This window comes from Arthrobacter sp. Y3221087, assembly GCF_059089905.1.
In genome coordinates, this window is sequence record NZ_JBNHFE010000001.1 from 1621113 (window position 1) to 1646774 (window position 25662).

A 25662-nucleotide genomic window follows, 5' to 3' on the forward strand; every position below is an offset into this window, starting at 1 on the left:
CCGCGTTTTGCGCCACAGCGGCCCCCACCGCAGGCTGCGCCTGGGCGTGATGGGTGGGACATTCGATCCCATCCATCACGGCCACCTGGTTGCAGCCAGCGAAGTTGCCGCCGAGTTCGACCTGGACGAGGTGGTTTTCGTCCCCACCGGCCAGCCGTGGCAGAAGTCCCACAAGCAGGTCAGCGAGCCCGAACACCGGTACCTCATGACGGTCATCGCCACGGCCTCGAATCCGCGGTTTACCGTGAGCCGGGTGGACATCGAGCGCCCCGGCCCCACCTACACCATTGACACCCTTCGTGACCTGCGCGCGCAGCGTCCGGACGCGGATCTCTTCTTCATCACCGGGGCGGACGCCCTGGCCCAGATCCTGTCCTGGAAGGACATCGATGAACTGTGGTCGCTGGCCCATTTCGTCGGCGTCACCCGGCCCGGCCATGTGCTGGACGGCATGGGACGGGACGACGTGAGCCTGCTCGAAGTGCCCGCCATGGCCATCTCGTCCACGGACTGCCGGGCCCGGGTAGCGGCACACGATCCCGTCTGGTACCTGGTGCCGGACGGCGTGGTGCAGTACATCGCCAAGTACGGTCTCTATGCCCAGGTGCCGGCGGGCGGAAACCAGCCATCCGTCGAAGCACGTGAACCAGCCAGTACTGAATGAGTTCTCAATGAGTCAGGAACAGCCCCCCATCCGCAGCCGCCGGGAACTCCGGAAGGCAAGGGATGCCCAGCAGGCGACCGTGTCCACAGGCCCGGAGCCGCTGGCCCCTGCCACTGACCGGCAGCCTGCCATGCTGCCCGACACCAAGCGCCCGGCCGGCCCGGGCCCTGATGCGAGCCTTCCTGCCGCCGGCGGGCAGGCGGCCTCCGCCAAGACTGCCGAACCGGCCTCCACGCAGCGGTCATCCCAGATCCGGGCTCGGGACCGCGCAGCATTGCGCACCATCAAGGAGCTCGAAGAAAAAGAAGGCCAGCTCGCCGCAGGTGGTCCGCCCACCCGCCGCCAGCTCCGCCTGCAGCAGCTCAAGGAACAGGCGCTGACCGCCGCCAACCCCATCGTGCCGCCTGCCGCGGGTCCTTCGGCCGGTGCCTCCGGACCCGCCGCCGTGCCTGGCCGCAAAGAGGATGCAGCACAAGGCTCCGCTTTGCCCGCCGCAAAGACCCCGCCTGCCGCCACGACACCGCCCGACCGGGCAGGAGGGCCGGCCGCTCCTGCCCGGTCGGGCGGCCCTGAGGGAATGACGGTCGAGCAGGCCCTTGCCGCCAGGGCACTGATCGCGGAGCAGGCCAGGAACCAGATTGCCAAAATGGAGCACATTGCCTCCATGGATCCGGAAGCGGTGGACCCCGATATCCTGGCGGAGCAGATTGCCCTCGCCGAACGCGCCGCCGTCATGAACCGCCGTGCCCTGGCCAAGCAAAAACTCGCCGAACAGGCCGGCACGCCACCGGTCCCGGGGAAGGATCCGGCCTCCAAAGACACCGCTTCCCAGGTGCGGCCCGGCCCGTCAACAGCCAGTAACCTGGCCATGGTCACTCCGCTTGAGTTCGTGCAGGTGCCCGGCGTTGACCGCCCCGTGATGAAGCCCCCGGCCACTTCCCACGTTCCCGTTGCAACCCGCCCCGGTACGAAGGTCCAGCCTGCCGGCACCGGGAAGCAGCGGCGTCCGGCCAGCCGTTCCAACCAGGCTGCGGCGGACAGCGCATCCGGCCGATCGCAGGTCATCGCCCGTGCCGAGGCTGCCGCCCGCGCGGCCACCCGTCCCAAGGCTGTTGTCTTCCCGGAAGACCAGTCCGAGGGACTCGTCGAGGAACTGCCCAGGGTCCCAGCCAGCTCGGCCTACGGGCTGGACCCCCTGGACGCTGCCACCGCCGGGCTGGCCAGGGCAAAGCGGAACCGGGTACTGCAGCTCTGCATCCTGCTTTTCGGCATCGTGGCCCTCGTCTCCGGCATTTTCCTGATCGTCAGCGGCATGTCCAGCTGACCGGCGAGCCCCCCACACTTTTAATCAACAAGGAGTCCCGTGACTGCATCGAATTCATCCATCACCATAGCCCGCACCGCCGCAAAGGCAGCCGCGGACAAGATTGCCCAGGACATCGTGGCCCTTGACGTCAGTGAGCGGCTGGCGCTGGCAGACGTGTTCCTCATCGCCTCCGCGCCGAGCGAACGCCAGGTCAACGCCATTGTTGACGGCATCGAGGAAGAGCTGGCCAAGCAGGACCTGCGGCCGGTGCGCCGTGAAGGCCGCTCGGGTGGCCGCTGGGTCCTGCTGGACTACTCCGACATTGTGATCCATGTCCAACATGAAGAGGATCGGGTGTTCTACGCACTAGAGCGTCTCTGGAAGGACTGCCCCGTGGTGGACCTCCAGCTCGGTGATGACGCCTCCGCGAAGGCAGCGGCAGCTTCCGAAGGCGAGTAGCCGCCGCACCAGCACGGCGAATATTCCGGATTTGGAATTTTCGGAATTGCTGTTCTAAGATATTTGAGTTGCTTCGGGGGACACCCGGAAAAGCTTGCAAGAGCAGCAACAATCCGGGGCTGTGGCGCAGCTGGTAGCGCACCTGCATGGCATGCAGGGGGTCAGGGGTTCGAGTCCCCTCAGCTCCACCGGGCAAATCCGCCGGAATCGTATGATTCCGGCGGATTTTTTGTTTTTTACCAGGGTGTACGCGGACTCCGGATGCGGTCCCCAGGACGGGTTTCATACCCCCTCAGCAGCCCCCGTACCCCCAAGATTTCCCCGATTTGGCGCAGCCGCAAAAGTGCATTAAGCTGGTCAGGTTGCTCCGGGGAATTCGACCGGAACGGCAAGAGTTCGGGGCTGTGGCGCAGCTGGTAGCGCACCTGCATGGCATGCAGGGGGTCAGGGGTTCGAGTCCCCTCAGCTCCACGCAATCCTCCATCAGGAGAAAAAGAAGAGGAACCATCCGTCAAGGATGGTTCCTCTTCTGCTTTAAGGACAGAGTGGGTGTCAGAGCCAGGCTGTCCGGCGCAGTGGAGGTTCCTCCCCGCCCGGCCGCTGCACCAGGACCTGGTTCACTCCGGTCAGGTTGTTCTCAAAACCCAGAGCACTGGAAGCCATGTACAGCCGCCACACCCGGGCGCGGCCCAGCCCGGCGAGCGCGGCTGCCTGGTCCCAGTTCTCTTCCAGCCGCCGGACCCATGCGCGCAGCGTCAAGGCATAGTGCCGGCGCAGCGCCTCCACGTCCAGGACCTCGAAACCGGCGGACTCCAGGGCTGTGACCATCTCGCCGAGGCTGATCATTTCACCGTCAGGAAAGACATACCGGGGGATGAACGAATCCGGGTCCGGGTTTGTGGGACCGGCGTTCCAGGAAATGGCGTGATTGAGCAGGCGGCCGCCGGGCCGCAGCAGCTCAAACAGTGCCGCCGCGTAGCCGGGGGTCTGTTCACGCCCCACATGCTCAGACATGCCGATGGAACTGATTGCGTCGAACGGCCCGTCCGGAATGTCCCGGTAGTCCTGGACCCGGATGTCCACCTTCTCCGTCAGCCCGGCGTCGGCTGCGCGCTTCCGGGCCAGCACGGCCTGTTCCGCCGAAAGCGTTACGCCCACCACGGTGGCACCGTACTTTCCCGCCGCCTGCAGTGCGAAACTGCCCCAGCCGCAGCCCACGTCCAGCACGCGCATTCCGGGTTTCAGCGCCAGTTTCCGGCAGACAAGGTCCAGCTTCGCTTCCTGGGCGGCGTCCAGCCCCTCCACGAGGCGGGCACCTGTGGCCGGGCCCCCCGTAGCACCGGTATCCCCGGGCCAGACGGCGCATGAGTAAACCATTGATGGTCCCAGCACCAGGGCGTAGAAGTCGTTGCCGACGTCATAGTGGTGTGAGATGGCGGCCGAATCCCGGCGGCGCGAGTGCAGCCTGCCTTTGCGCTGGATCCGTGCCTCCTCGGGCGGAGGCGCCGGATTGGGGCCCACGGCCCCCAGCCGGATGGCGGTGCGGACCAGGGACCAGAGTTCGGCGGGGGTGGGCGGCCGGAACGGGCCGGGTTCGGCGAACTTTCCGGCCGAACTCAACGCCGAGAACGCCTCAAAGACGTCCCCGGGCGCATCGATCTCGCCGGCAACGTAAGCCCTGCTGAGCCCCAGCTGCCCTGGTGACCAGAGCATCCGGCGCAGGGCCCGGCGGGAACGGAATTCCAGGACGGGTGCCCCCTCCGGGCCGGCTTCGGAGCCGTCCCAGGCCTTCAGGCGCAGTGGTATCTGGTCCGTTCCCAGCACGATGCCCATTGCCCTGGCCAGTTTTGCTGCCGCACCGTGGTCTCTTGTCATGGTGGCTGCCTTCCTGTACAGCCCGGGCCGCCCCGGGTGACCTTGCCGTGCCCTTCCGGGCCGGTCCCTTGGGCCTACCCTAAAGCCGGAACCCCCCGCCGGACTATCATGGGGGAGTGAATTCTGCCCGGGTCGACGTCGTCGTGATCGGAGCGGGCCAGGCGGGGCTCTCAGCCGCCTACCATCTGCAGCGCCGCGGGCTCCACTACGTGGTGCTCGACGCCGAAGAAGGACCGGGAGGTGCCTGGCGGCACCGGTGGAGGAGCCTTCGGATGGCCACCGTCAACGGGATCAGCGACCTTCCCGGCATCGCGAAGCCCGCCGTTGACCCCTCCGAACCGAGTTCCGAATTCCTGACCCGCTACTTCCGGGATTACGAGGAAGAACTGGGCCTTGCCGTCCGGCGCCCCGTGAAGGTCCGCTCGGTCAGCCGTGAAGACGATGACCCGGCGGGCAGGCTGGAGATTTCCACTTCCGACGGCGAGTGGGCGGCAAAGGCGGTCATCAACGCCACGGGCACCTGGACCCGGCCGTTCTGGCCCATCTACCCGGGGCAGTCCACCTTCCGCGGCACGCAGCTCCACGTGGCGGACTACGTGGCCGCCGAGCAGTTCGCGGGCCTGCACGTCATCGTCGTGGGCGGCGGGATCTCCGCCGTCGGACTTTTGGACGAAATTTCGCGGGTGACCTCCACCAGCTGGTTCACCAGGCGGGAACCGGTGTGGCGGGATGCGGAGTTTGACTCCCGGGCGGGACACGACGCGGTGGCGCTTGTGGAGGAGCGGGTCCGCAAGGGGCTGCCGCCGCAGAGCGTGGTGTCGGTGACGGGGCTGATCTGGACGCCCGCCCTCCGGGCTGCGGCGGCACGCGGCGCGCTGGAGCGGCAACCCATGTTCACGGCGATCGAGCCGGACGGCGTGCGCCTGGCAGACGGGAGTCTCCTGAGAGCCGACGTCATCCTCTGGGCCACGGGATTCCGCGCGGAGCTTGAGCATCTGGCGCCGCTGCACCTGCGCGGTCCCGGCGGCGGAATCGTCATGGACGGGACACAGGTGGCCGCCGAACCGCGCGTCCACCTGGTGGGTTACGGGCCGTCGTCGTCCACCATTGGTGCCAACCGGGCAGGCCGTGCGGCCGTGGCCGCCATCCTGAAACTGCCCGGAATAGCTCCCGCAGCGGAGACGGTAACGTGGGGCTGACCCCGCTCGCAGGCACAAAAGAGCGCAGGCCGGGGCCCCAGGACCAGCAGAAAGCAGCATCAGTGGCAACCAACCGTCTCGAGGATGTCTTCCAATTGCTCCGGCGGCGGCCCGACGTCGAGGCCCCCAACCTCCAGGCGTGGGACGCCACGGACCGGCTGCTGCTGGACACTGCCCGGGAGCATGTTGTCCCGGGCAGCCAGGTGGCTGTCATCGGTGACCGCTACGGCGCACTGACCCTCGGCGCGCTTGCGGTGCTGGAGCCGGCAGCCGTCCGCGTGCACCAGGACCTGATCACGGGGGAGCGGGCGCTGCGCCTCAACGCGGCGGAGTGGCTGGCTTCTGGGCACGACGGCGGCACCGCCACGGTGCCGGCCTTTGAGCAGGTGCCACTTGGCCCCGGGCTCCTGGCAGACGCGCACGCCGTGCTCCTGCAGCTGCCGAAGACCCTGGCGGAGCTGGAGGAGATTGTGGCTGCGGTGGCCCGGCATGCGCCCGCAGGAGTGACCCTGCTGGCCGGGGGCCGGGTGAAACACATGTCCCTCGGTATGAATGCTGTCCTGGAAAGATACTTCGATTTGGTCCAGCCGCAGCTCGCCCGGCAAAAGTCCCGTGTCATCCTTGCCACCGGTGTGAAGGCAACCGAAGAACCGGAGCGCTTTCCCGTTGTCGGGCATATTGCCGAACTGGACCTGGAGGTCGCCGCGCACGGGGCCGTCTTTGCCGGCCCGAAACTGGACATCGGCACCCGGTTCCTGCTGACCTTCCTGCCGGCCATGAAACCGGCCCGCCACGCTGTTGACCTCGGCTGCGGAACGGGCATCCTCGCCGCCATGTACGCCAGGAATTCACCCGGATCCACCGTGACCGCCACGGACCAGTCGGCCGCTGCCGTGGCCTCCGCCCTGGCCACTGCCCGCGCTAACGGCCTGCAGGAGCGCATCCGCGTCCTGCAGGATGACGCGCTCAGCACCATGGAGGCAGGCAGCGCCGACCTGGTGCTGCTCAATCCGCCGTTCCACGTCGGGGCCGGCGTGCATGCCGGTGCCGGGCTGAAAATGATTGAAGCCGCAGGGCGGGTGCTGGCTCCGGAAGGCGAATTGTGGACCGTGTATAACCGGCATCTGCCCTACCTGCCGGCGCTGGAGCGCCAGGTGGGACCCACTGAGGTCAAAGGGCAGAACCCGAAGTTCCTGGTGACCCGGAGCATCAAGCACAAGTTCCGGTAAAGGTACGCAAGGTCCGGTAAATGTATGCGCAAAGTAGGCCGCACCGCCGTCGCGCCCTATGGGTCTGCGTCCACGCGTAACGTACGATTCAAGCAGCACCACAACCACGTGGCCGAAGAAGTTTAGGGGACACCGTGACCGAGATCCGCCAATCCTCACCGAGGCGCGGAACCAACCTGCCCCGGATGGGCGACTTCAACCTCACGGTGATCCTCGACGCCATCCGCAGGTCCTCGGGCGGACTCAGCCGGGTTGAACTCGCGCAGATCGTGGGCCTGTCTCCGCAGACCATTTCCAACATTTCCCGCCGGCTGCTTGACCAGAACCTCATCGTGGAGGCCGGCAAGGAAGGCACCGGGCCCGGAAAACCGCGCACCATCCTCCGCCTCAACCCCCGCGGCATGTACGCCGTGGGCGTCCACCTTGATCCGGCCGTGACAACCTTCGTGGTCCTTGACCTGGTGGGGGCCGTCGTCCGGCACTCCCGGATCCGGACGCCGGGAGGAAATGATCCGTCCGCTGTGATCAGCACCATCGCGGCCGAGATCACCCAGCTTGTGGAGGACTCCGGGGTAGACCGGGACCGGATCGCCGGCCTCGGGGTCGCGGCGCCGGGTCCCATCGACCTGGACAACGGGAATGTGGTGGACCCGCCGCTCCTGCCGGGCTGGGACCGCGTGGAGCTGCGCAACGCGCTGTCGGACGCCACGGGCTACTCGGTCCTGATGGACAAGGACGTCACCAGCGCGGCTGTCGCTGAAACATGGGCCGGCGGGCCCAGCGGGGCCGGCAGCTTTGTCTTCATGTACATGGGTACCGGCATCGGCTGCGGCATCGTACTCAATGACGAAGTGGTGCGGGGAACGTCCGGCAATGCCGGCGAAATCGGCCACATCGTGGTGGACCCGGACGGGCCCCAGTGCGACTGCGGGTTGCGCGGCTGCGTGAAATCCTCCTGCATCCCCCAGGTCCTCGTGGCGGAAGCCGAGGCTGCAGGGATCCTGGACAGCTCCCGTTCCGGGAACAGCGGCGCCGAAATCCAGCAAAGCTTCGCCAGGCTCTGCGAACTGGCCGACGCCGGTGACCAGCGCGCCGCAGCCATCATCGACAAGTCCGCCGTGCTGGTTGCCCGGGCGGTATCGGTGGTCACCAACACCCTTGACGTGGAGCGGGTGGTCTTCGGCGGCCCCTTCTGGAGCGGCATGGCAGAACGTTTCCTGGCGAAGGTCCCGCCGGTGCTGGACGCCAACAGCGCGGCCCGGCTGATCCACCCCATCGAGGTGGTGGGCACCGGGGTGGGGGAGGACGTGGGTGCCATTGGCGCCGCCTCGCTGGTGCTTGAACACACCCTTGCCCCCCGCGCCCAGCGGCTGCTCCTGGAGAGCTGATCCGACGCATTGGACCGATGCCTTGATTGCGGCATCCGACCCATCTAGCATGTGCTTATTGCCGCGGCTGGGGCCCGCTGACAACGGGGTCCGCAGCATTAACTGAATGGAGCACCATGCGTCGCCGGGCCCTGAAAAACGTGTCATTATTCGCTGCGGCACTGGTTGCTTTGGCGGCCTGCAGTCCGGGTACTCCGGATGAGGGGTCCAAGACCCTGAAAGTCGCCTACCAGAAGACGGATTCCTTCACCGCGCTGGACACGATGTTCCAGGCAGCCAAGGAGGAGTTCGAAGCGGCGAACCAGGGCGTCACGGTTGAGCTTCAGCCCATCCAGGGCAACGACGATGATTACGGCACCAAACTGGCCCTCGCCCTGCGCTCGCCGTCCACCGCGCCCGACGTGTTCTACGAGGACACGTTCAAGGTCCGCTCGGACGTCGACGCCGGCTACCTCCTGAAGCTTGACTCCCACCTTGAGGGGTGGGAGGACTGGGACAAATACGACGACGCCGCCAAGGCAGCGGGCCGCGCGGACGACGGCGGCACGTACGCGGTGCCGCTCGGCACCGATACCCGGGCCATCTGGTACAACAAGAAAGTCCTCGCGGCCGCAGGCATCAGTGAGCCCTGGCAGCCGCGCAGCTGGCAGGACATCCTCGACGCCGCCAGGAAGATCAAAGCCAACGATCCCTCGGCCATCCCGTTCAACATGTACGCGGGCAAGGGAACCGGCGAGGGCACCGTCATGCAGGGGTTCTACGAGCTGCTCTACGGCACCGGATCCAGCCTCTACGACGAGGAATCCAAGAAGTGGGTAGTCGGTTCGGCCGGGTTCAAGGACTCGCTGGGCTTCCTCAAGACGCTCTATGACGAACAGCTGGCCGTCACGCCCGCGGAGGCACTGGACGCGAACGTCTGGAAGAAGGTGTTCGGCGAATGGTTCCCCAACGGAAAGCTGGGCGCCACTGTGGAAGGCTCCTACGCGCCGTCGTTCTGGCAGGAGGGCGGCAGCTACGCCTGGCCCGGCTACGAAGAGGAAATGGGAGTGGCCCCGTTCCCCACCCAGAACGGTGACGCTCCCGGCTCGGTCAGCATGTCCGGCGGCTGGACCCTGGCAGTGGGCGCCGAAACCAAGGAGCCGGACCTGGCGTTCAAGTTCCTGTCCACGGCGCTGAACCAGAAGAACTCCCTGGCTTTCACCGTGGAGAGCTCGCAGATCGCCGTCCGGACGGACGTGGCCGCGGACCCCGGCTACCAGGGTGCCAACCCCTTCGTGAAGGACGTCTCTGAGCTTGTGAAGGTCACCCGCTACCGGCCGGCCACGGCCGACTACCCCCGGATCTCCGCTGCGGTCCAGGAGGCAACCGAGGCGGTCATCACCGGCAGCCGGACGCCCGAGCAGGCCGCCGCCGACTACGATGCAGCAGTCACGGATATAGTGGGCGGCGACAAGACCGTCCGGAAGTAGCCTGTGCTGCTGAGCCACCGGGCACGGCAGCTGGTCCGCTACCTGCCGGTCCTTCCTGCCGTCCTGCTCCTGCTGGTGTTCCTCGCCGGCCCCGTGCTCTGGGCCTTCCATGCCTCGCTGACCAACGCCGGACTGACCGGCCGCAGCGCGAGGAATCCGGAATGGGTGGGCCCGGAAAACTACCAGCGGCTGCTCACGGACCCTGTCTTCCCGCTCTCCCTGTGGCTCACGGTCCTGTTCGTGGGAGGATCTGCGGTGCTTGGCCAGAACCTGCTGGGCCTGGCCATCGCCGTGCTGATGCGCCGGGCGCGCCCTGCGGTCTCGTCCGTCGTTGGAACCGCCGTGGTGGCCGCATGGGTGCTGCCCGAAATCGTGGCCGCCTTCGCCGCCTACGCGTACTTCAGCAAGGACGGGACGCTGAACCAGCTGCTCGGGAGCCTGGGTTTCGGCAGGCCGGAATGGCTGTATGCGTTCCCCATGGTGGCCGTGATGCTGGCCAATGTGTGGCGCGGCACGGCCTTCTCCATGCTCGTGTACAAGGCCGCACTCAACGACGTTCCCACCGAGGTGACGGAGGCCGCCCAGATGGACGGCGCCCGGGGCTGGCAGCGGCTGGTCTTCATCACGCTGCCCATGATCCGGGGCAGCATCGCCACCAACCTGATGCTGATCACGCTGCAGACCCTGGCGGTGTTCACCCTTGTCTGGGTGATGACGGCCGGCGGACCGGCCAACGCCAGCACCACGCTGCCCATCCTGGCGTACCAGGAGGCCTTCAAGTTCGGTGATATCGGGTACGGGACGGCAGTGGCCTCCGTGCTCATCCTGATCGGCGCTGTGTTCGGCGTGGTGTACATCCGGCTGCTGAAGGAGCCGCGGGTATGACCGCCCCGGCCAGGACGCTGCCGCCCCGCGGGGTGCAGGCGCCGCCACCCCGCCGCAGGAGCGGCACCACCCCGGCGGACCTGGTCCTGCTGCTGGTGGGCGCGTGCTTCCTGCTGCCACTCCTGTGGCTTGTCCTGGGTTCCCTGGACCCGCAGGCCGGACACGAAACCAGGGTTCCGCGGCAGCCCGGGCTGGAGAACTTCGCCGCCGTCCTGACCCCAGAACTGCTGCTGCAGCCACTGTGGAACAGCATGGTGCTGTCCGCCGGGACCGGGGCCGTCACGCTGGTGGCCGCCGTGCTTGCGGCCTATCCGCTGTCCCGTTACCGCTCCCGGTTCAACGCGCCGTTCCTGTACGCGGTCCTGTTCGGCACATGCCTGCCCATCACGGCCATCATGGTTCCGGTGTACGGACTGTTCGTCCAGCTGGAACTGCTGGACTCCATGCCAGCCACCATATTCTTCATGGCCACCACCACGCTGCCCATGGCCATCTGGATGACCAGGAACTTCATGGACGGCGTACCGGTGTCACTGGAGGAGGCCGCCTGGGTGGATGGTGCCTCGAGGATGACGGCGCTGCGCACCATCGTGCTGCCGCTCATGCGCCAGGGCCTGGGCGTCGTCTTTATCTTCGTGTTCATTCAGGCATGGGGGAACTTCTTCGTCCCGTTCGTGCTGCTCCTGTCCGAGACGCGGCAGCCCGCCGCGGTGTCCATCTACAGCTTCTTCGGACAGCACGGGGCAGTCGCGTACGGCCAACTGGCCGCATTCTCGATCCTCTATTCACTGCCGGTCCTGGCCTTGTACATCATTGTGGCAAGGTGGTCCGGCAGTTCCTTCGCCCTCTCCGGAGCGGTGCGGGGCTAGGGCCTGCTTAGTCGATATCCTCGACCACAACCCCGAAGGGAATACTGTCATCGAGGTGGGCCTGGTGGCCGGTGGAGCCGGGGTTGTAGACAACCCGGACCCCGTGGAGCTTGTCCGCCGCAGACTGCTGCAGGACAGGCTTGACCGTGCTGATGAACATCTCGCTTTTGCCGGCGAGAAACTCCTTGTAACTGGCTGGAAGCTCGCTCATGGCAAAAGGATAGACCTGCCTGCCCCTGATGGGGAGGGGTCCCCATTGCCGGAACCCCGGCCTGGGACTTGGATAGGATGGCGGCGGAGTGCAGCCGTCAGGCAGGCACGGCCACGAACAGCCACCAGGGGGATTGACAGTGCTTCAAACCAGTGCGTCCGCGAGGATCGAACCGGCGGAACTGGCACGGGCACAACAGGTGGCCGCCAGTATCTCCCGGAGCTTTGAGGCCAAGGTCGTGGGCCAGTCCCGGCTGCGGGAGTCACTGCTGGTGGGGCTGCTGACTGGTGGCCACATCCTGCTGGAAAGCGTCCCGGGCCTTGCCAAGACCACCGCGGCGCAAACGGTGGCTGAAGCGGTCAGCGCGGACTTCCGCAGGATCCAGTGCACCCCGGACCTGCTGCCCAGCGACATCGTGGGAACGCAGATCTACGACGCCGCCAAGGGGACCTTCATCACGCAGCTGGGTCCGGTCCACGCCAACATCGTCCTGCTGGACGAGATCAACCGCTCCAGCGCCAAGACCCAGAGCGCCATGCTGGAGGCAATGCAGGAGCGGCAAACCTCTATCGGCGGCCAGGACTACAGGCTGCCGTCACCGTTCCTGGTGCTCGCCACCCAGAACCCGATCGAGCAGGAAGGCACCTACCAGCTCCCCGAAGCCCAGATGGACCGGTTCATGCTCAAGGACGTGCTGGACTACCCGTCCCCGGCAGAGGAAGCGGAAATCATCCGGCGGATCGACGCCGGCGTCTACACTCCGGAGCAGGCACCCGCGGCAGCAGCATCGCTGGATTCGGTGGCCGAAGTGCAGGAGATTGTCCGCCGCATCTACATCGACCCCGCCATCGTCAACTACATCGTGGGGCTGGTCTTCGTCACCCGCAACGCCCACCAGTACATCGACCAGCGGCTCGCCGGCTTCATCGAATTCGGCGCCAGCCCGCGTGCCAGCATCGCCTTCAGCCAGGCAGCCCGGGCCGTCGCCCTGCTGAACGGCAGGGACCATGTCATACCGGAGGACGTCAAGGCGCTGGCCCACCGGGTGCTACGCCACCGGCTGATCCTCAACTTCGATGCGGTGGCCGAGCAGGTGCCCGTGGAATCGGTGATCGACGCCGTCGTCGCTGCCGTCCAGACCCCCTAAGGCCGGCATGGGCAGCCTCCTCCTGCGGGTGAAATCCAAGATGGCGATCTTCGCCCACCGCAAAGCACGCGGCCTGCTCGACGGCGAGTACGGGTCAGTGTTCCGCGGCCGCAGCCTGGACTTTGACGATCTCCGCGCCTACGTGCCCGGAGACGAGGTCCGGGACATTGACTGGAAGGCGTCAGCGCGCCACGGCTCGCCGCTGATCAAACGCTACGTTGCGGTCCGCCGCCAGACGCTCCTGCTGCTCACCGATACCGGACGCAACATGGCGGCCGTCTCCCGGACGGGCGAGGCGAAGAAGGACATCGCCGTCATGGCACTCGGGGTGATGGGTTACCTGGCCCACCGGCATGGCGACGTGGTGGGGCTGGTCAGCGGCGACTCCTCCCGCACCCGTTCCATCCCCGCCAAGGCGGGCGAGACCCATCTGGAGCGGCTTCTCCGGCAGGTGCACGGGGACACCGGTATTGGGGCGGCACCCAGCAGGATCGAAGACCAGTTAGACCAGGTGGCCAGGACTGTGAAGGGGCGGAACCTGCTGTTCGTCGTCGCGGACGAGGTGGCCGCCACGCCTGCCCTGGCCGGGTTGCTGCGCCGCCTTCGCGCGCAGCACGAAATCCTATGGCTCACGGTGCGTGACGCGGAACTGGCGCCAAGGCAACCCGGCCCGGGCGGCGACGTCTCGGACTTCTACAGCGTTGCCAACTCCACCCTTCTACCCGCGCACCTGGCACAGTCCGCCACCGTGGTGGCCGCGTATGGGAAGGCGCTCGCCGAGCGGGACGCGGCACGCAGGGAGATGCTGCGGCAGTCGGGCATCACGGAAGGCGAAGTGGGCGGCAGCCAGGACGTGGTCACCGCGCTGTTCGCACTCCTGGAGAGGCACCGCCGTGCCGGCTGAACCCGACTTCTACGGGCCGCTCCAGTACAGCCCGGTATGGATGTGGGCCGGCGTGGCACTCCTGGCAGTGGTGGCAGGCTGGTACGTCTCCGTCTTTGCCGCGACCCGGCATCCGCGGACGGCAGTACACAGCCCGCCCCCGGTACCCCTCACCGAGCTTCCCGCGCTCAAGGCGGCCTACCTGCAACGCATCGACGACGTGGAACGGGAGGCCGCGGCCGGCCACCGCGGCGTGCGTGCCAGCCATCAGGAGATCAGCCGCCTGCTGCGCAGCTTCATCCGGGACGCCTCAGGTGTGGACGCACTCCGGATGACCCGGCAGGACCTGGAGCGGCACCCGCTGCCTGCCGCCGCGTCCGCCGTCGGCGCCTTATACCCGGGCGAATTCGGCCAGGAGCCGTTGCCCCCGGTGGCCAACGCCGCCGCTAGGGCGCGGGAGACGGTGAGCACATGGGGCTGATGTTCTGGTGGCTGTTGCCGCTGGCGGTGGTTGCCGCCGCTGCCGTCGGCATAGCCGCCTTCCGGGCCGGTACCAAGGGCAGCGCCCGACGCCGGCCCGCAGCGCACGCTGACCGGCTCACCCTGCTGCCGGAATACCAGGCCGCGCTGCGCCGCCACCGGCGGTGGCTGGCCGTTGCTGCGCTCGCCTGCACGTCACTGCTGGTGTCGGCAGCGGTGGCGGCGGCCCGTCCGGTTGACCTCACAACAATCCGGCCCGAACAGCACAACCGGGACATCATGCTGTGCCTGGACGCGTCAGGTTCCATGAGCAGCGCCGACGCGGCGGTGGTGGACACATACGCGGGGCTGGCCCGCGGGTTCGACGGCGAACGGCTCGGACTGACCATTTTCGACAGCACGGCCATCCAGGTCTTTCCCCTGACTGATGACTATGGCTACATCCAGGAACAGTTGCAGCTGGCCAAAGACGCGTTCGAGGGAAAGCCCGGAAGCTCCGGTTTTCTCGACGGCACCTGGAGCGGCCGCGGCTCGTCCCTGATCGGTGACGGGCTGGCATCCTGCCTGAACAGTTTCCCGCAGCCGGACAACGGCGCCGGCGGTGCACCAGGCACTTCCCAACGCTCGCGGTCGGTGGTCCTTGCCACGGACAACCTCCTGTCCGGCGAACCCATCATGACGTTGGCGGAAGCTGCGCAGCTGGCGGCGGGCCGGGCCGTACGGGTGTACGCGCTGAACCCGGCTGACCTCGACTACGGCGCCGGTTCCGGCCAGCCCGGCGCCCAGCTCCGGACGGCTGCAGAATCCACCGGCGGAGACTATTACGCGCTGGACAATCCGGATGCCATCCCGGGCATAGTGTCGGCTGTGGAGGAGACGGAGACAGCAGCAATTAAGGGTGCTCCGCGTGCCGTTGTCTCGGATGAGCCGGCGGTCCCGCTGGCGGCTGCGCTCCTGTCGGGGCTGGTCCTGTGCATTGCCCTATGGCGGTTGCGGCTATGAGCGGGCTGCGGATTCCCCTGAGGATGCCCACGCGTGCCTGGCTGCGACGCGGCCTGCTGGCAGCGCTCCTGCTCCTGGCCCTGGTCCGTCCGGGCCTGCCCGGCGGTACAGCCCAGGCGGCGACGTCTGACCTCAACGTGTTCTTCGTGGTGGACACCACCACCAGCATGGTGGCCGAAGACCACGGGCGCGGGACCCGGATGGACGGCGTGCGGCAGGACATCATGGCCATCGCGGCAGAGCTGCCGGGTGCACGCTTCTCCGTGCTTACGTTTGACACCAAAGGACACGTCCGGATGCCGCTGACCACCGACACCCTTGCCCTGGAAACGATCACGTCCGTCCTCGAGCCCCAGGTCACCGCCTACGCCAAGGGGAGCAGCATCAGCGCGGCCAGGCAGGTGCTCACCGAACGCCTTGCCGCAGCACGCGACAGCCACCCTGAACGGCCGCGGCTCGTCTTCTACCTGGGCGATGGCGAGCAGACCAGCTCCGCTGCACCCCAACCGCTGGGCCTGGGCAACGGCCTGGTGTCCGGGGGAGCGGTGCTCGGTTACGGTACCGCGGCCGGCGGACGGATGAAGGAGAACACAGGCATGGCGTCCGACGGCGGCGCCCGGGACTCCCGGTACGTCCGGGACGCGGAGGGGCGGGACGCAGTATCGGTCATCGACGAAGGCAGACTGCGGGAGATTGCGTCGCAGCTGCAGGTGCCGTATGTGCACCGGGCTGCCGGTGATCAAGCTGCACCCATGCTGCAGCAGGCCCGCCCCGGCACCCCCGGGTCTTCCTCGAATGATTCCTCGCTGCCGGGAAAGACAGAACTGTACTGGGTCTTCGCGGCCTGCGCGTTTGCCCTGGCGCTGGTGGAATTCAGCGTGGTCATTCGCAGGTTCCGCGCCCTGCAACCCGCCAAGGCACCCGGAGCCGCGGCAGGGAGCCGCATGGACCGCCGCCCCGGCGAAGCCAGGGAGGACGTTCAATGATTCCTTCCATTCCGGCACATGCCGCGTCGGAGAACAGCAGGAACCGGCTGCGCCGCCGGCGGCTTCTGCTGTGGTCCGCCGTACCGGTGCTGGTTCTGCTCGGCATCGCCGCAAAGTTCCTTAGCCTTGGGCTTCTTGCCGGCCAGGCCGGCGAAGCATATGCCGCCAAAGACGCCGCAGCTGTCAAGGCGGCAGCTGACGGGTTGAACCTGGCCAACGTCGTCGAACGGCACAAGGCCCCGTTCGCAGCCGGCGACGCCAAAGTCCTGGCCGGAGACCACCCTGCCGCCCGGATCCTCTTCCAGGACGCACTGGCAGGGGTGCCCGTGGGCTCTGCTGATGACTGCATCGTCCGGGTCAATCTCAGCCTCGCTACTGAAATGATCGGTGACGGCAGGCTGCGGGCGGAGGACCCGTCGTCGGCCGCTGCCCTGTATGCGGAAGCCCTGGACGTGGCGGAGGCTGCGCCGGCGGGATGCTTTTCCGGGGCCAATGCCCGGGACGCCGGCAAGCAGCTGACCGAGGCTGAGCGGCGCCTGACCGGGAAACTTGCCGCCGCAGCCGAGCCCGCAGAGGCGCCGGGAGACCCGCAACAGGAGGACAGCTCCGAGGAGCAGCCTTCTCCTCGGCAAAGCCAACTGCAACAGCTTGAGGAGAATGCCCGGCAGGCGGAGCGCGAACGCCACGCGGCCCGCGAGCGGGATGACTACCTGCGCGATACCGGCGGGGAGACGAGGCCTGACCAGCCCTGGTAGCGCTGCAGCAGGCGACAAACACTATCTAGGTGGGGCAGGTCCCGCGGGACAGCTGCAGCCGGAGGCGGCAACGAAAGCAGCCATCCAGCGAAGAAAATTCCGTTTCAGCAATGAAACAAGGCGTAAGACTGCGTCTTAATTCGGAGGCCAACTTGAATGCTCGGGCGCCCGCTCCTAGAGTCTTATACAAGTTACCGCGGTAACGTGTCAGCGATCCTCCGTGCCGGAGGGTGTGGGTGCCCCCATGTGGGCCTGACATTTGCTCACGGACAACTTCATTTCAGGCGTAACAGTCGCGGCTGCGTCCTGTGAAGTTCTCCCGTGTGTTCCCCAAACTCAATTCATTGCCGACTGCCGTCACGTTTGTGGCTGCAGACCTCAATGGCCCAAAGCCAAGGACGCAAATGTCACCACCTAGCCTTATTGAGACACATCCCAATCTAACCGACGCCGCTCCGGTGGCGCTCTCCTACGAGCTGTTTCCGCCCCGTTCGCCGGCAGCCGCAGAGACGCTCTGGACCACCATCCGGGAACTCGAAACCACCGAGCCGGACTATGTCTCCGTCACGTATGGTGCCAGCGGATCCAACCGGGACACCGCCGTCGAGCTCATCAACCGGCTCCTGCTCGAAACCACGCTTCGGCCACTGGCCCACCTGACCTGCGTCGGAAACACGCCGCAGGAACTGGCGGGCATCATCGGCCAGCTGCTGGACACCGGGGTGCGCGGCATCCTGGCCTTGCGCGGCGACCTGCCGAGCGACGGCCAGCATACGGACGGCTCGCTCCGCTATGCCCAGGACCTGATCGAGCTCATCCGCCGGGTGGAGCAGCGCCGTTCGGCATTGCTTTGTGCCGGGAAGATCGCGGTTGGCGTCGCCGCCTACCCTGCGCGCCATCCGGAATCGCCGAGCGAGGAGCACGACGTCGAGGTGCTGCTCGCCAAGCAGCGTTCCGGTGCCGACTTCGCCATCACCCAGGTGTTCTTCCACGCGGATCAGTACGCCGACCTCCTCACCAGGGCTCGCCGGGCCGGGGTCACCATCCCGATCATCCCGGGTGTCATGCCTCTGACCAGCCTCCGACGGCTCAACCGCCTGGGTGAACTGACCGGCGTGGAACCGGCTCCCACACTGATGGCCAGGCTGGCCGCGGCCGACAGCGACCTGGAACGACTCCACATAGGCGTCGACGCCACCGTCGACCTTTCCAACGCAGCCCTCGATGCCGGGGCGCCGGGTATCCACATCTACACCTTCAACGAGCACCAAAGCGCGCTGGAGGTGTTGGACAAGCTCGCCCTTCCGCGACGCGGCCGTGCCGGCGTCAGCGCGGCCTCAACGGTCCGCAGCCAGCTCGCCAGCTAACGCAGCACGCTTGCCGGCCTGACAGCTGAACGCTGTCCGCGTCCGGCAGCTCCGCGCTGCCCTCTTTCTCCCCTGTGCCTTCGATGCACAGCACTACGAACTTTAGGACTTAGCCATGACTGAAAAGAACACTCCTTTCCCGTCCGCCTCACTCCTCGGCTACCCCCGCATTGGCCGCCGCCGCGAGCTCAAGAAGGCCATCGAAGCCTACTGGGCCGGCAAGATTGACGCTGCCGCCCTGAACGCCGCAGCCAAGGACATCCAGCTGACCATCGCAAAGCGTCTGCAGGAACTCGGCCTGACCGAGGCCGCAGCCGTCCCCGGCACCTTCTCCTACTACGACCAGGTCCTGGACGCCACCGCACACCTCGGTGCCGTGCCCGCCCGCTTCGGCCAGCTCCTCAACGCCGAGGGCCAGCTCGATATCGACGGCTACTTCACCCTGGCCCGCGGCAACAAGGAGCAGCAGCCGCTGGAAATGACCAAGTGGTTCGACACCAACTACCACTACCTGGTTCCCGAAATCGGTCCGGAGACCAAGTTCACGCTGGCTTCCACCGCCAAGGTGGACGAGTTTGCCCACGCCCTGGCCAACGGCATCGAGACCCGGCCCTACATCGTTGGCCCGGTCACCTACCTGCTGCTGTCCAAGGCCTCCGACGACGCCCCGGCCGGGTTCGCGCCGCTGTCCCGCCTCGAGGACATCCTGCCCGTTTATGTCCAGCTGCTGGAGAAGCTCGCTGCCGCCGGAGCCAGCTGGATCCAGCTGGATGAGCCGGCACTGGTCGTCGACCAGGACACCCCGGCCGCTGAAGTTGAAGCAGCCGTGGCACGGGCCTATGAGGTCCTCACCGCTGCCGCCAACCGCCCCCAGATCCTCGTTTCCACGCCGTACGGTTCCCTGGACAACCAGCTCGGTATCCTCGCGGCCGCCAACATCGAGGCCCTGCACATCGACGTCTTCAAGGGCGCCGTTCCGTCCGAGGCAGCCCTGGCGGGCCTGGGCAACAAGACCCTGGTTGCCGGTGTGGTTGATGGCCACAACATCTGGCGCAACGACCTCGCCGCCTCGGCCGCGAAGCTGGACGCACTGACGGCCGCCGCCGGCAGGATCGCCGTCTCCACGTCCACCTCCACCCAGCACGTCCCGCACGACGTCGCCGAGGAAACCCAGCTGTCCGAACAGCTCCGCAGCTGGCTGGCGTTCTCGGACCAGAAGGCCATCGAGGTGAAGACCCTGGCGTCCTACCTGGCGGATCCCGCCTCCGCGAAGGCCGCGATCGACGAGGCAACCGCTGTCATCGCTTCCCGCGCCACCGCCGACGGCGTGCGCCGAGCCGATGTCCGGGCCCGCACCGAAGCCCTGACCGCCGCCGACTTCACCCGCGCCGAGTACGAGGTCCGGGCAGCAGCCCAGGAGGAAGCGCTGCACCTGCCGCCGCTGCCCACCACCACCATCGGCTCCTTCCCGCAGACGTCCGAAATCCGCTCGGCCCGTGCCCGCAACACCAAGGGTGAGCTGAGCGACGAGCAGTACCAGCAGCTCATGAAGGATGAAATCAAGCGCGTCGTGGACCTGCAGGAAGAACTGGGCTACGACGTCCTGGTTCACGGCGAGCCCGAGCGTAACGACATGGTGCAGTACTTCGCGGAAAACCTCGAAGGCTTCGACGTGACGGTGCACGGCTGGGTCCAGTCCTACGGCTCACGCTGCACCCGTCCCTCCATTCTCTGGGGAGACGTCACGCGCTCCGCCCCCATCACGGTGGAATGGGCGAAGTACGCACAGTCCCTGACCAGCAAGCCGATGAAGGGCATGCTCACTGGTCCGGTCACCATCCTGGCCTGGTCCTTCGTCCGCGATGACCAGCCGCTGGCGGAGACCGCCAACCAGGTTGGGCTGGCGCTGCGTGACGAGATCGCCGACCTCGAAGCAGCGGGCATCAAGGTCATCCAGGTGGACGAGCCTGCGCTGCGCGAACTCCTTCCGCTGCGCAAGGCCGACCACGCCGACTACCTGAAGTGGTCCGTGGACTCTTTCCGGCTCGCGACCGCGGGCGCCAAAGACGCCACCCAGATCCACACCCACCTCTGCTACTCGGAGTTCGGGGTGATCATTGACGCGATCGACGGCCTCGACGCCGACGTGACGTCCATCGAGGCGGCCCGCTCCCGCATGGAGGTTGTCCACGACCTGGAGTCGCACGGCTTCGGCCGCGGCGTCGGCCCCGGTGTTTACGACATCCACTCGCCGCGCGTACCGGGGGAGCAGGAAGTCACCGAACTGCTCAGCACCGCCGTGAAGCACGTCCCGTCCCGCCAGCTGTGGGTCAACCCGGACTGCGGCCTGAAGACCCGCGGCTACGCCGAGACCGAAGAGTCACTGCGCAACCTGGTCAAGGCAACCCAGACGGTCCGCGCGGAACTGCTGGAAGCGGCCAAATAGGGAACTAAGAGAGCCCGCAGAGACTCAAGGTCCGGTGCGCCCAGCGCGCCGGACCTTGAGAGGCGGGCGAACGGCCGGCTGGTCACCGAAAGGTGGCCGGCCGGCGTCGTGCTTTAAGAAGCAGGTGTTTCAGGACTCCCAGAGGATCTCGTCGTCAACAACACCGTCCTCATCGGCGGAGGCCACCAGGACTTCGTCCGTGAAGTGCTCGCCGAGGGTGAAATCCAAAACGAAGTAGCGTTCGGGTTGGCCGGGGTAGATGCCCACATGGCCCAGTTTCAATGCTTTGAGGAACACGGCGTTGGTGAGCTGGCTGCGTTCCTCCACGCCGAAGACCTTCTGCAGGTGCTCGTCCTTGAGGGCATTGCAGTGGAAATGCAGGTACTCCTGCGGGCTGGTGCCTTCCTGCTCCAGTTCCTCGGCGATCATGTCCCGGACTTCGTCCACCAGTTCCGGCAGGAACCGCAGCCGGTAGTCCACCTTGCGCAGTGCGGCTTCGTCGAAGTGGTCGTGGGCGGTGATGTTCAGGTCGAGTTCCAGCGGATGGCCGCGCAGCTCATGCTTCGCGGCGATGGAGTGGTCCCTGCCGTGGTTGAGCTCTATCTCTCCAAAGTGCTGGCTCGCTACCTTGCTCATAGTCTCAACATAGACCCGAAGAGCAGCGCATTCCAGCATTCAGGCCTAATTCACCGACGTCCGCATCCCGGCCAGGGTCTCGGCCAGCAGGTCGACGAAGAGCTGCACCCGGGCGGTTTTCCTGTCGTTAATCAGCAGCGCGAAGACGTTGCGGGCCAGCCGGATCTCGGGAACGTCCAGGACCACCACGCCGGCAGGCTTGTTGCGCAGCGCGAGCTCGGGCACCAGTGCCGCGCCCAGCCCCGCGGCAGCCATTTCGAGGCTGGCGTGGAAGTCGTCGCTGTGCGCCACCACCCGGGGATGGAGGTTGCAGCCGGCGAAGAGCCGCTCGATCACCATGGCGTCGCTGGTCCCGGGATGGTGCATGATCCACGGCATCTCGGAGAGATGGTCCGCCGCCACCTTCGCGTCCGGCCGGAAACCCCAGCCGGCGGGCAGGACCACCCGGAAATCGTCGTCGCCGATCCATTGCCGGTTGATGGTGGCCGGCCAGGCCACGCCGGTCTGGCCAACCTGGAACACCACGGCAAGGTCCAGGTCACCGCCGGTGCGCAGCCCCTGAATGGTCTGGCCTGGTTCGGCGACGGACACCCTGAGGTCGATGCCCAGGTTCTTCCACGCCGGATTCTTCAGGATCCGCGGCAGGACATACGTGGCAAGGCTGGGGAAGATTCCCAACCGGAGCTCCTGGCTGGTGCTGTCCTGGGTCTTGGCGGCGGCGGCCATAAGCGCTTCGATGTCCGTCAGCACCTTGGCTGCGTGCCGGGTCATGACGACGGCGGCTTCCGTGGGAACCACGCTCCGCGCCGAACGCTGGAACAGGACCACCCCGGTGTCCCGTTCCAGGGCGGACATCTGCTGCGATACGGCCGAAGCCGTGTAGCCAAGGGTTGATGCGGCGGCCGCGAACGAGCCCAGCCGCGTGACCTCCATCAGGGTCTTCAGGTGTACCGGATTTACCACCAGCCCACACTACTCCGGGAGCAGCTGGCGAAGAAGCCGCCTCCCCTCTACAGGCAACTGTGCGGCTGCAGCTACTAGGGGTGGTGATGGGGTCGGGTGCCTCCAGGCGTCAGTACAAGTGGCCACCATGGCGAGTGCGGTTGGTCACCTAAAGGGGTTCCGCAGGTCACTTCGGAGCCCGTTTTTGGCGCTTTCAAGGTCCGGCACGGAGGCCGCGACACGCCGTCTTTCGCGCGACACGCTGGGCGTTAATTGTGCCTAACTACTCCACAGGGTGTGGATTCCGTCCGTGAAAAAGCCGTGATTCCGGACATTTTGAAGGGGCCTGCCTGTGGATTAACGGTGCATTAAATGACATACTTGTAATACATCATCTTGGGGTTCCAAAGAGGCGTCTGCACTACATGTAGTATCGACATACAGCTTGGACGGGGACACCGGGCCAGCGACGATTTCGACAAAAGGGGACAGCGACCATGACCGTAACGGTTTACACCAAGCCTGCTTGTGTTCAGTGCAACGCCACCTACCGTGCGCTCGACAAGAAGGGCATCACCTACCAGAGCGTTGACATCTCCCAGGACGCCGAGGCCCTCGAGCGCCTGAAGGCCCTGGGCTACATGCAGGCACCCGTTGTGGTCACCGACCAGGACCACTGGTCAGGCTTCCGCCCGGACAAGATCGAAGAACTGGCCCTCTCGGCCGTTTCCTCCGTGGCCTAGGAGCCCTGCTTTTCCTGCCGGCAACAATCAACCAGCTGAGGTGACTCCCACGGCAGCACCAACAGCACAGCAAGGCTACACGGCTTCCCAGTTCCACGCGGCTCAGCGCGTGGAAGTGTCCCCGCCGGCCCGGCTCCTGGATAGCCCGGAACCGGTCCGCACAGACAGCCAGCTCATCTATTTTTCCTCGGCATCCGAGAACACCAGCCGCTTCGTCTTGAAGCTCGGCCGCGAGGTGGCCCGGATTCCGCTCTACTCCAGGGACGCACCCCTGCTTGCCACCCGGCCGTTCGTGCTGGTGGTGCCCACCTATGGCGGCACCGGGGGAGAGGGGTCCGTCCCAAAGCAGGTCATCCGGTTTTTGAACAACCCGCAGAACAGGCAACTGCTCCGCGGCGTGATCGGGGCCGGCAACACAAACTTCGGGGACAACTACTGCCTGGCAGCGGACATCATCGCCGCCAAATGCCAGGTACCCCACCTTTATCGATTCGAACTCATGGGAACGCCGGAAGACGTTGCCAGGGTCAACCAGGGATTGGACACGTTTTGGACACGACTGTCGCAGACACAGAAGTAACCAGGGCCAAGAAGCCGGAGTTGCCGGCCGCCTACAAGGGCCTGGGCTATCACGAGCTGAACGCCATGCTGAACCTCTACGGTCCCAGCGGCGAAATCCAGTTCGAGGCGGACCGTGAGGCCGCCCACCAGTACTTCCTGCAGCACGTTAACAACAACACCGTGTTCTTCCATGACCTGGAGGAGAAGCTCGACTACCTGGTGAAGAACCAGTACTACGAGCGCGAAACACTGGACCAGTACACGATGAACTTCATCCGTGAACTGTTCAACCGTGCCTACAAAAAGAAGTTCCGCTTCGAGACCTTCCTGGGCGCGTTCAAGTTCTACACCTCCTACACGCTGAAGACGTTCGACGGCAAGCGCTACCTGGAGCGCTACGAGGACCGCGTCTGCATGGTGGCCATGCACCTGGCCCGCGGCAATGAGGAACTGGCCACCCGCCTGGTGGACGAAATCATTGACGGCCGCTTCCAGCCGGCAACGCCCACCTTCCTCAACGCCGGCAAGGCGCAGCGCGGCGAACTCGTCTCCTGCTTCCTGCTGCGCATCGAGGACAACATGGAGTCCATCGCCCGCGGCATCAACTCCGCGCTGCAGCTGTCCAAGCGCGGCGGCGGCGTGGCCCTGTCGCTGACCAACATCCGCGAGCACGGCGCGCCGATCAAGCAGATCGAAAACCAGTCCTCCGGTGTCATTCCGGTGATGAAGCTCCTCGAAGACAGCTTCTCCTACGCCAACCAGCTTGGTGCCCGCCAGGGCGCCGGTGCCGTGTACCTGCACGCGCACCACCCGGACATCTACCGGTTCCTGGACACCAAGCGGGAGAACGCGGACGAGAAGATCCGCATCAAGACCCTTTCGCTGGGCGTCGTCATTCCGGACATCACGTTCGAGCTGGCCAAGAAGAACGAGGACATGTACCTGTTCTCGCCGTACGACGTCGAACGCGTCTACGGTGTCCCGTTCTCGGACGTCTCGGTCACCGAGAAGTACTACGAGATGGTGGACGATTCCCGGATCAAGAAGACCAAGATCAGCGCCCGCGAGTTCTTCCAGACCCTCGCCGAGATCCAGTTCGAGTCCGGCTACCCGTACATCATGTTCGAGGACACCGTGAACCGGGCCAACCCGATCGCCGGCAAGATCACCATGAGCAACCTCTGCTCGGAGATCCTGCAGGTCTCCACGCCGTCCCTGTACAACGAGGACCTCACGTACCAGACCGTCGGCAAGGACATCTCCTGCAACCTGGGTTCGATGAACATCGCCAAGACCATGGACTCGCCGGACTTCGGTGCGTCCATCGAAACGGCCATCCGTGCACTCAGCGCGGTGTCGGACATGTCCTACATCAACTCGGTGCCGTCCGTGGCCGAGGGCAATGCGAAGTCCCACGCCATCGGCCTGGGCCAGATGAACCTGCACGGCTACCTGGCGCGGGAGCGGGTCCACTACGGCTCCGAAGAAGGCCTGGACTTCACCAACATCTACTTCTACACGGTGCTGTTCCACGCCCTGCGTGCATCCAACCGGCTCGCCATCGAAACCGGCCAGAAGTTCGGCGGTTTCGAGAACTCCAAGTACGCGAGCGGCGAGTTCTTCGACAAGTACACCGAGCAGGAATGGCTCCCGGAGACTGAGCGCGTCCGCGATCTGTTCGCCGGCCACCACATCCCCACACAGGATGACTGGCGCGAGCTGAAGGCCTCCGTCATGGAGCACGGCATCTACAACCAGAACCTGCAGGCCGTGCCGCCGACGGGCTCCATCAGCTACATCAACAACTCCACGTCCTCCATCCACCCGGTGGCCGCCAAGATCGAGATCCGCAAGGAAGGGAAGATCGGCCGCGTCTACTACCCGGCGCCGTACCTCACCAACGACAACCTGGATTACTACCAGGATGCGTACGAGATCGGCTACGAGAAGATCATCGACACCTACGCCGCTGCCACACAGCATGTTGACCAGGGCCTGTCCCTGACGCTGTTCTTCAAGGACACCGCCACCACCCGCGACATCAACAAGGCTCAAATCTACGCATGGCGCAAGGGCATCAAGACGCTTTACTACATCCGCCTCCGCCAGCTCGCGCTGGAAGGGACCGAGGTAGAGGGCTGCGTCAGCTGCGCCCTGTAA

At 66.1% G+C, this 25662-nt stretch carries 24 protein-coding genes and 2 tRNA genes; 22 read left to right on the forward strand and 4 right to left on the reverse strand.

Annotated features, from left to right (window positions below; all coding sequences use genetic code 11):
- The first annotated feature begins 7 nt into the window (after positions 1-7).
- The 5 genes from nadD (at position 8) to AC5RUO_RS07715 (ending at position 2900) form a co-directional block, all read left to right on the forward strand.
- A complete protein-coding gene (gene nadD, locus AC5RUO_RS07695) occupies positions 8-664 on the forward strand; it encodes a nicotinate-nucleotide adenylyltransferase (RefSeq protein WP_494009385.1) in 657 nt (218 codons plus the stop codon).
- A 7-nt stretch (positions 665-671) separates the two neighbouring features.
- Positions 672-1988 carry a hypothetical protein gene (locus AC5RUO_RS07700; protein ID WP_494103184.1) on the forward strand — a complete coding sequence of 439 codons (1317 nt, stop codon included), beginning with the start codon at positions 672-674 and terminating at the stop codon, positions 1986-1988.
- 39 nt (positions 1989-2027) lie between these two features.
- Complete coding sequence (rsfS, locus tag AC5RUO_RS07705; protein WP_479771346.1) at positions 2028-2429, forward strand: ribosome silencing factor; 402 nt, start codon at positions 2028-2030, stop codon at positions 2427-2429.
- 115 nt (positions 2430-2544) lie between these two features.
- Positions 2545-2617, forward strand: a tRNA-Ala gene (locus AC5RUO_RS07710).
- 210 nt (positions 2618-2827) lie between these two features.
- Positions 2828-2900, forward strand: a tRNA-Ala gene (locus AC5RUO_RS07715).
- An 81-nt stretch (positions 2901-2981) separates the two neighbouring features.
- Here the strand turns inward: AC5RUO_RS07715 and AC5RUO_RS07720 are convergent.
- Entirely contained in the window at positions 2982-4304 is a 1323-nt protein-coding gene (locus AC5RUO_RS07720) for a class I SAM-dependent methyltransferase (RefSeq protein WP_494103185.1), read from the reverse strand.
- Positions 4305-4420: 116 nt separating this feature from the next.
- On the opposite strand from AC5RUO_RS07720, the gene AC5RUO_RS07725 reads away from it, so the two are divergent.
- From AC5RUO_RS07725 to AC5RUO_RS07750, 6 genes are all read left to right on the forward strand, one after another.
- Complete coding sequence (locus tag AC5RUO_RS07725) at positions 4421-5503, forward strand: FAD-dependent oxidoreductase (RefSeq protein ID WP_494103186.1); 1083 nt, start codon at positions 4421-4423, stop codon at positions 5501-5503.
- Between the two features lie 62 nt (positions 5504-5565).
- Complete coding sequence (locus AC5RUO_RS07730; protein ID WP_494103187.1) at positions 5566-6732, forward strand: class I SAM-dependent methyltransferase; 1167 nt, start codon at positions 5566-5568, stop codon at positions 6730-6732.
- A 185-nt stretch (positions 6733-6917) separates the two neighbouring features.
- Positions 6918-8120 (forward strand): ROK family transcriptional regulator, encoded by a 1203-nt coding sequence (locus tag AC5RUO_RS07735; RefSeq protein WP_494103393.1) that lies wholly within the window; start codon positions 6918-6920, stop codon positions 8118-8120.
- Positions 8121-8236: 116 nt separating this feature from the next.
- Complete coding sequence (locus AC5RUO_RS07740) at positions 8237-9589, forward strand: extracellular solute-binding protein (RefSeq protein ID WP_494103188.1); 1353 nt, start codon at positions 8237-8239, stop codon at positions 9587-9589.
- Between the two features lie 3 nt (positions 9590-9592).
- Positions 9593-10474, forward strand: a complete 882-nt coding sequence (locus AC5RUO_RS07745) for a carbohydrate ABC transporter permease (protein ID WP_494103189.1) — start codon at positions 9593-9595, stop codon at positions 10472-10474.
- Positions 10471-11343, forward strand: a complete 873-nt coding sequence (locus AC5RUO_RS07750; RefSeq protein ID WP_494103190.1) for a carbohydrate ABC transporter permease — start codon at positions 10471-10473, stop codon at positions 11341-11343. The genes AC5RUO_RS07745 and AC5RUO_RS07750 overlap by 4 nt, the downstream gene beginning before the upstream one ends.
- Before the next feature lie 7 nt (positions 11344-11350).
- On the opposite strand, the gene AC5RUO_RS07755 is transcribed toward AC5RUO_RS07750, so the two are convergent.
- A complete protein-coding gene (locus AC5RUO_RS07755; protein ID WP_240721360.1) occupies positions 11351-11554 on the reverse strand; it encodes a hypothetical protein in 204 nt (67 codons plus the stop codon).
- Between the two features lie 139 nt (positions 11555-11693).
- Between AC5RUO_RS07755 and AC5RUO_RS07760 the strand changes: the two genes are divergently transcribed.
- The 8 genes from AC5RUO_RS07760 to metE all read left to right on the forward strand — a co-directional run bounded on the left by AC5RUO_RS07760 (position 11694) and on the right by metE (position 20620).
- Positions 11694-12701, forward strand: a complete 1008-nt coding sequence (locus AC5RUO_RS07760) for an AAA family ATPase (protein ID WP_494009376.1) — start codon at positions 11694-11696, stop codon at positions 12699-12701.
- A 7-nt stretch (positions 12702-12708) separates the two neighbouring features.
- Positions 12709-13605, forward strand: coding sequence for a DUF58 domain-containing protein (locus AC5RUO_RS07765; protein WP_494009375.1), 897 nt, complete (start codon positions 12709-12711; stop codon positions 13603-13605).
- Positions 13595-14065 carry a hypothetical protein gene (locus AC5RUO_RS07770; RefSeq protein WP_494103191.1) on the forward strand — a complete coding sequence of 157 codons (471 nt, stop codon included), beginning with the start codon at positions 13595-13597 and terminating at the stop codon, positions 14063-14065. The genes AC5RUO_RS07765 and AC5RUO_RS07770 overlap by 11 nt, the downstream gene beginning before the upstream one ends.
- Positions 14056-15066 carry a vWA domain-containing protein gene (locus tag AC5RUO_RS07775; protein ID WP_494103192.1) on the forward strand — a complete coding sequence of 337 codons (1011 nt, stop codon included), beginning with the start codon at positions 14056-14058 and terminating at the stop codon, positions 15064-15066. Before AC5RUO_RS07770 ends, AC5RUO_RS07775 begins: the two co-directional genes overlap by 10 nt.
- Positions 15048-16052 (forward strand): VWA domain-containing protein, encoded by a 1005-nt coding sequence (locus AC5RUO_RS07780; RefSeq protein ID WP_494103193.1) that lies wholly within the window; start codon positions 15048-15050, stop codon positions 16050-16052. Before AC5RUO_RS07775 ends, AC5RUO_RS07780 begins: the two co-directional genes overlap by 19 nt.
- Positions 16049-16807, forward strand: a complete 759-nt coding sequence (locus AC5RUO_RS07785) for a hypothetical protein (protein WP_494103194.1) — start codon at positions 16049-16051, stop codon at positions 16805-16807. Before AC5RUO_RS07780 ends, AC5RUO_RS07785 begins: the two co-directional genes overlap by 4 nt.
- A 404-nt stretch (positions 16808-17211) precedes the next feature.
- Complete coding sequence (locus tag AC5RUO_RS07790; RefSeq protein WP_494103195.1) at positions 17212-18174, forward strand: methylenetetrahydrofolate reductase; 963 nt, start codon at positions 17212-17214, stop codon at positions 18172-18174.
- 115 nt (positions 18175-18289) lie between these two features.
- Complete coding sequence (metE, locus tag AC5RUO_RS07795) at positions 18290-20620, forward strand: 5-methyltetrahydropteroyltriglutamate--homocysteine S-methyltransferase (RefSeq protein WP_494103196.1); 2331 nt, start codon at positions 18290-18292, stop codon at positions 20618-20620.
- Positions 20621-20749: 129 nt separating this feature from the next.
- Here metE and AC5RUO_RS07800 read toward each other — a convergent pair whose 3' ends face one another.
- Together AC5RUO_RS07800 and AC5RUO_RS07805 are read right to left on the reverse strand one after the other, a co-directional pair.
- Positions 20750-21256, reverse strand: coding sequence for a DUF2004 domain-containing protein (locus tag AC5RUO_RS07800; protein WP_494009368.1), 507 nt, complete (start codon positions 21254-21256; stop codon positions 20750-20752).
- A 45-nt stretch (positions 21257-21301) separates the two neighbouring features.
- On the reverse strand, positions 21302-22219 hold the full coding sequence (locus AC5RUO_RS07805) for a LysR family transcriptional regulator (protein ID WP_494009367.1): 918 nt from the start codon (positions 22217-22219) through the stop codon (positions 21302-21304).
- Positions 22220-22695: 476 nt separating this feature from the next.
- Here AC5RUO_RS07805 and nrdH point away from each other — a divergent pair, with 476 nt between their 5' ends.
- From nrdH to nrdE, 3 genes are all read left to right on the forward strand, one after another.
- Positions 22696-22941 (forward strand): glutaredoxin-like protein NrdH, encoded by a 246-nt coding sequence (gene nrdH, locus AC5RUO_RS07810; RefSeq protein ID WP_013601222.1) that lies wholly within the window; start codon positions 22696-22698, stop codon positions 22939-22941.
- A 109-nt stretch (positions 22942-23050) separates the two neighbouring features.
- Positions 23051-23521, forward strand: coding sequence for a class Ib ribonucleoside-diphosphate reductase assembly flavoprotein NrdI (nrdI, locus tag AC5RUO_RS07815; protein WP_494009450.1), 471 nt, complete (start codon positions 23051-23053; stop codon positions 23519-23521).
- Between the two features lie 20 nt (positions 23522-23541).
- Positions 23542-25662 carry a class 1b ribonucleoside-diphosphate reductase subunit alpha gene (gene nrdE / locus AC5RUO_RS07820; protein ID WP_494009449.1) on the forward strand — a complete coding sequence of 707 codons (2121 nt, stop codon included), beginning with the start codon at positions 23542-23544 and terminating at the stop codon, positions 25660-25662.

Bases quoted from the DNA above. Each gene is read 5' to 3' on its own strand.
- AC5RUO_RS07700 (WP_494103184.1), top strand. From the start codon at position 672: ATGAGTCAGGAACAGCCCCCCATCCGCAGCCGCCGGGAACTCCGGAAG.
- AC5RUO_RS07720 (WP_494103185.1), bottom strand. From the start codon at position 4,304: ATGACAAGAGACCACGGTGCGGCAGCAAAACTGGCCAGGGCAATGGGC.
- AC5RUO_RS07735 (WP_494103393.1), top strand. From the start codon at position 6,918: ATGGGCGACTTCAACCTCACGGTGATCCTCGACGCCATCCGCAGGTCC.
- AC5RUO_RS07740 (WP_494103188.1), top strand. From the start codon at position 8,237: ATGCGTCGCCGGGCCCTGAAAAACGTGTCATTATTCGCTGCGGCACTG.
- AC5RUO_RS07750 (WP_494103190.1), top strand. From the start codon at position 10,471: ATGACCGCCCCGGCCAGGACGCTGCCGCCCCGCGGGGTGCAGGCGCCG.
- AC5RUO_RS07755 (WP_240721360.1), bottom strand. From the start codon at position 11,554: ATGAGCGAGCTTCCAGCCAGTTACAAGGAGTTTCTCGCCGGCAAAAGC.
- AC5RUO_RS07765 (WP_494009375.1), top strand. From the start codon at position 12,709: ATGGGCAGCCTCCTCCTGCGGGTGAAATCCAAGATGGCGATCTTCGCC.
- AC5RUO_RS07775 (WP_494103192.1), top strand. From the start codon at position 14,056: ATGGGGCTGATGTTCTGGTGGCTGTTGCCGCTGGCGGTGGTTGCCGCC.
- AC5RUO_RS07780 (WP_494103193.1), top strand. From the start codon at position 15,048: ATGGCGGTTGCGGCTATGAGCGGGCTGCGGATTCCCCTGAGGATGCCC.
- AC5RUO_RS07785 (WP_494103194.1), top strand. From the start codon at position 16,049: ATGATTCCTTCCATTCCGGCACATGCCGCGTCGGAGAACAGCAGGAAC.
- AC5RUO_RS07790 (WP_494103195.1), top strand. From the start codon at position 17,212: ATGTCACCACCTAGCCTTATTGAGACACATCCCAATCTAACCGACGCC.
- metE (WP_494103196.1), top strand. From the start codon at position 18,290: ATGACTGAAAAGAACACTCCTTTCCCGTCCGCCTCACTCCTCGGCTAC.
- AC5RUO_RS07800 (WP_494009368.1), bottom strand. From the start codon at position 21,256: ATGAGCAAGGTAGCGAGCCAGCACTTTGGAGAGATAGAGCTCAACCAC.
- nrdH (WP_013601222.1), top strand. From the start codon at position 22,696: ATGACCGTAACGGTTTACACCAAGCCTGCTTGTGTTCAGTGCAACGCC.